Below are 4300 nucleotides of genomic sequence, written 5' to 3'. Positions count from 1 at the left end.
CCCCGGCCCGAGTACGTGGACAGGCCCTCCCCCGCCCGCTACACCGGCCCGGAGGTCAAGGACGCCGCGACGATCGCCGCGATGCGCGAGGCGGGCCGGCTCGCGGCCCGGGCGATGGCCGAGGTCGCGAAGGCGATCACGCCCGGCGTGACGACCGACGAGCTCGACCGGATCGGCCACGAGTACCTCCTCGACCACCACGCGTACCCGTCGACGCTCGGCTACCGCAGCTTCCCGAAGTCGTTGTGCACCAGCATCAACGAGGTCATCTGCCACGGGATCCCGGACTCGACCGTCCTGCGGGACGGCGACATCGTCAACATCGACATCACCGCGTTCCTCACCGTCGACGGCCTCGGCGTGCACGGCGACACCGACGCGACGTACCTCGTCGGCGACGTCGACGAGGAGTCCCGGCTGCTCGTCGAGCGCACGCACGAGGCGATGATGCGCGGTATCAAGGCGATCGCCCCCGGGCGGCAGGTGAACGTCATCGGCCGGGTCATCGAGGCGTACGCGAAGCGCTTCGGGTACGGCGTCGTGCGCGACTTCACCGGGCACGGCATCGGGACGGCGTTCCACTCGGGCCTCGTGGTGCCGCACTACGACGCGGCGCCGGACCACGCGACGGTCATCGAGCCCGGCATGACCTTCACGGTCGAGCCGATGCTGACGCTCGGCACCTTCGAGTGGGACATGTGGGCCGACGGCTGGACCGTCGTCACCAAGGACCGCAAGCGGTCCGCGCAGTTCGAGCACACGATCCTCGTCACCGAGACCGGCGCCGAGATCCTCACCCTGCCCTGAGGCCCGGCCCCTCCCCCGGCGGTTCGAGCACCGAGCGCATCCACGCGCCGCACGACGCGGCGTCCGTGTGCTCGCACACCGCGACGTGCCGCAGGACGTCGGCCGCGACCCGGAGCAGCTCGATCCGCCCGAGCACCTCGGGCAGCTTCTCCGCGGCGAACCGGGCCCGCGCGGCCGGGTCCGGCGCGTCGAGGACGAGCCGTACCTCGTCCATCGTGCAGCCGAGGCCCTGGCACATCCGCACCATCTCGAGCCGGGGCAGGTCGTCCGGGCCGTAGCGGCGGTGACCGTTGTCGAGCCGGTGCGCGGGCAGCAGCCCCTCGTCGTCCCAGTAGCGCAGCGTCGTCGCGGGCACGCCGGTGCGGGCGGCGAACGCCGCCACGGTCCAGGGCAGGTCGGGGACGGCGTCGGGCTCGGTCACGGGACCTCCTCGGGCACGGCTTGACTTCGAGTCAACTCGAAGGTGTGCCCTGGCTGCAAGCCCGCCGAGCAGCGGCGGACCGCACCCACCTGGAGCAGCCATGTCCGGCACCACCCACCAGATCACCGTCCTCGGCGCGACCGGCAAGGTCGGCTCGCTCGTCGTCCGTCGGGCACTGGCCCGCGGCATCCGGGTCGTCGCCCTGGTCCGCGACCCGGCCCGGCTGCCCGCGGACCTCGCCGCCGCCCCCCGCCTCACCGTCGTCCGCGGCGCCCTCGACGACGGCACGGCGATGCGGACGGCGCTCGACGGCAGCACGGCCGTCGTCAGCGCCGTCGGCGTCCGGTACCGCGCCGGCAACCCGTTCAAGGGGCTGGACGGCCCCGCGGACGTCGTCCCGACGGCGGTGTCGGCGGTCCTGGCGGCCGCTGCCGGGAGGCCCCGGCTCGTCCTGCTCAGTGCCTTCGGCGCGGGTGACAGCCGCTCGGCCCTCCCGGCGGTCTTCCGGCTCGTCGTCCGGTTCAGCGCCCTGCGGCACTCGTACGAGAACCTCGACCGCGCCGAACGGCTGGCCCTCGCCGGGCACCTGCCCGTCACCGTCGTCCGCGCCGTGACGCTCACCGACGCACCGGGCACCGGCCTGCCCGCCGACGCGACCGGCCGTCCGATGCGCGGCAACCCCAGGGTGTCCCGGGAGGACGTCGCCGACCTGCTGCTCACCACGGCCCTGGCGGACGGCGCGGGCCGCCGGGTGCTCGTCGCCGCGTCGTGACCGCGGGACGTCCGCACCGCGCAGGCCGGCCCGTGGAGGCGTTGGCTGGTGGCGTGGCCGGCCCGGCACGCCGCACCGGCGCCCGACCGCGGCCACGGGAAGCGGGATGACCATGAGGCGTATCGGGATCGCCCTCGCACTGATCGTCGGCGCGCTCGCGCTCACCGCCTGCGCGGCCGGCCCGAACACGGCGTCGGTCGCGGGCCCGGACGCCGCGGGCTTCTGGCTCGGGCTGTGGCACGGGTTCATCAGCCCGGTGACGTTCATCGTGTCGCTCTTCAAGGACGGCGTCGGCATCTACGAGGTGCGCAACAACGGCGGCTGGTACGACTTCGGCTTCATGGTCGGGGTGTCCATGATCTTCGGCAGCTCCGGCCGCGGTGGCGGCGCGGCCCGGCGTCGCCGTCGCGCGGACCGCTGACCCGCTCGTACGGCCCTGGGCACGCGACGTCCGCTCTGGCAGCATCGCCGCGTGACCGCTCCCCCGCCCCTGCACGTCGACCGCACGCCCGGCAGCGACCTCGCGACCGACGTCGTCGTCGACCTCTCCCTCGAGGCGCTCGAGGCCGACCCGTACCCGACGTACGCCTGGCTGCGCGAGAACGCCCCCGTCGCGTACGTGCCGGCGTCGGGCCGGGTGCTCGTCACGACGTACGCGCTGTGCGAGCAGGCCGGGGTCGACGACACCGTCTTCGAGCCGGCGAAGGGCATCTTCAACGACGTCTACGGCGAGCCGAACGTCATCAGCCTCAACGGGTCCGCGCACCGGGACCTGCGCAACGCCATCAACCCGCCGTTCCGGCCGCGGGCCGTCGCCGGCTACCGGGAGACGCTGCTGCGCGCGACCGCGGCACGGTACGTCGACGCGGTCGCGCCGCTCGGGCGCTGCGAGGCGACGTCCGCGCTGCTGGAGCCGATCAGCCAGCGCGCCGTGGGCGACGTCCTCGGCTTCACGGACGTCGACGACGCGACCCTGGGCCGCTGGTTCCACGACTACGCGGCCTACCTCGTCGACTTCGGCCGCAGCTCCGAGGTCGCCGCGCGCGGACGGCGGGCGAAGGCGGACCTGCTCGGCTACCTCGACGGGCGGCTCGACGAGCTCGCCGCGGCCCCGGACGGCAGCGCGCTGTCGCACATGCTCCACGACGGCCTGCCCGAGGGGCAGGTCCGACCGGTCGAGGACCTCATCGGCAGCATCGGCGTGCTCGTCGTCGGCGGGTTCCAGGAGCCCGCGCACGGCGCCGCGAACACCCTGCTCGGCGTCCTCGGGCGGCCCGACGCCGCACCGGGGGCGGGCGGTCAGGCCGACCGGCTGCGCGCGGAGCCGGCGGCCTGGGTCACGCGGTGCGTCGAGGAGGGGCTGCGCTGGCTGTCGCCGTTCGGGATCACCGAGAAGGTGACCGTGTCGGACGCCGTCCTCGGCGGCCTGCGGTTCCCCGCCGGCACCGAGGTCGGGCTCATGATCGGCTCGGCGAACCGCGACCCCGCGTGCTGGCCGGACCGCCCCGACGTCTTCGACCTGGACCGCCCGGCCCGGACCCACGTCGCGTTCGGGTACGGCACGCACTTCTGCATCGGGCACTCGGTGGCCAAGGTGCTCGCACAGGTCGTGCTCGAGGAGATGTTCTCCCGGCTGCCGAACCTGCGCCTCGACCCCGACGCCGAGCCCGTCGTGCACGGCTGGGCCACCCGCGGGGCGACGACGCTGCCACTGGCGTGGGACGCGTGAGCGCCTCTGCTGCCGGCCGCACCGGCCGGACGGCGGTCGCGGACGTCGACGCCTCGGCACCGGTCGGCACGGTGGTCTCCGCGGACCTCGACGGGGCGCCGGTGACGGTCGTGCGCCACGAGGGCGGGTGGGTCGTGGTCGACGACGAATGCACCCACGCGGCGTGCCCGTTCGGCGCCGACGGCGAGGTCTTCGACGGGCATGTGCTGGCCTGCAACTGTCACGGGAGCGAGTTCGACCTGCGGACCGGCGAGGTGCTCCTCGGGCCGGCCGAGCGGGCGCTGACGGTGCGGCCGCTCGTGGTGGTCGACGGGCGGCTGGTCGTCGGCGACGAGGGCGCAGCGGGTCGCTCGTAGCCGGGCCGTTGCAGAGCGATGCCGTTGCGCTGCAACGACTTTGATTCGAACATGTGTTCGACATCTTGCCTGGGCTGCGCTAGGATCGGATCATGACGGAGAAGCTCGCAGCACAGGTCGGTCGCGTGGTCGACACCGCCGACGACGACCTGCCGGTGGATCCGCTGGGCGGTGAGATCCGTTGGGGTGCAGCAGATCTGGCGGACTGCCCGAGC

General features: G+C 74.1%; 6 protein-coding genes. 5 read left to right on the top strand and 1 reads right to left on the bottom strand.

Annotation, left to right across the window (positions count from 1 at the left end):
* Window positions 1–807: type I methionyl aminopeptidase (gene map, locus ECOMGDLI_RS04525; RefSeq protein ID WP_088314304.1), on the top strand; the 807-nt coding region annotated here is incomplete at its 5' end.
* On the opposite strand, the gene ECOMGDLI_RS04520 is transcribed toward map, so the two are convergent.
* Window positions 794–1228 (bottom strand): MerR family transcriptional regulator, encoded by a 435-nt coding sequence (locus tag ECOMGDLI_RS04520; RefSeq protein ID WP_158220899.1) that lies wholly within the window; start codon window positions 1226–1228, stop codon window positions 794–796. The two genes, map and ECOMGDLI_RS04520, sit on opposite strands and share 14 nt — an antisense overlap.
* A 100-nt stretch (window positions 1229–1328) precedes the next feature.
* Between ECOMGDLI_RS04520 and ECOMGDLI_RS04515 the strand changes: the two genes are divergently transcribed.
* The 4 genes from ECOMGDLI_RS04515 to ECOMGDLI_RS34450 all read left to right on the top strand — a co-directional run bounded on the left by ECOMGDLI_RS04515 (window position 1329) and on the right by ECOMGDLI_RS34450 (window position 4085).
* Window positions 1329–2000 carry an NAD(P)-dependent oxidoreductase gene (locus tag ECOMGDLI_RS04515; protein ID WP_088314298.1) on the top strand — a complete coding sequence of 224 codons (672 nt, stop codon included), beginning with the start codon at window positions 1329–1331 and terminating at the stop codon, window positions 1998–2000.
* A gap of 106 nt (window positions 2001–2106) precedes the next feature.
* A complete protein-coding gene (locus ECOMGDLI_RS04510; RefSeq protein WP_088314295.1) occupies window positions 2107–2421 on the top strand; it encodes a hypothetical protein in 315 nt (104 codons plus the stop codon).
* A gap of 51 nt (window positions 2422–2472) precedes the next feature.
* Entirely contained in the window at window positions 2473–3729 is a 1257-nt protein-coding gene (locus ECOMGDLI_RS04505) for a cytochrome P450 (RefSeq protein ID WP_088314292.1), read from the top strand.
* Window positions 3726–4085 carry a Rieske (2Fe-2S) protein gene (locus ECOMGDLI_RS34450; protein ID WP_158220898.1) on the top strand — a complete coding sequence of 120 codons (360 nt, stop codon included), beginning with the start codon at window positions 3726–3728 and terminating at the stop codon, window positions 4083–4085. Before ECOMGDLI_RS04505 ends, ECOMGDLI_RS34450 begins: the two co-directional genes overlap by 4 nt.
* Window positions 4086–4300: the final 215 nt, after the last annotated feature.

This window comes from Kineosporia sp. R_H_3 (assembly GCF_002198675.1).
GTDB lineage: Bacteria > Actinomycetota > Actinomycetes > Actinomycetales > Kineosporiaceae > R-H-3.
This window is presented reverse-complemented; position numbering and strand designations above follow the sequence as displayed.

Coding starts and splice junctions, on each gene's coding strand:
- ECOMGDLI_RS04515 (WP_088314298.1), top strand. CDS start 1,329: ATGTCCGGCACCACCCACCAGATCACCGTCCTCGGCGCGACCGGCAAG.
- ECOMGDLI_RS04510 (WP_088314295.1), top strand. CDS start 2,107: ATGACCATGAGGCGTATCGGGATCGCCCTCGCACTGATCGTCGGCGCG.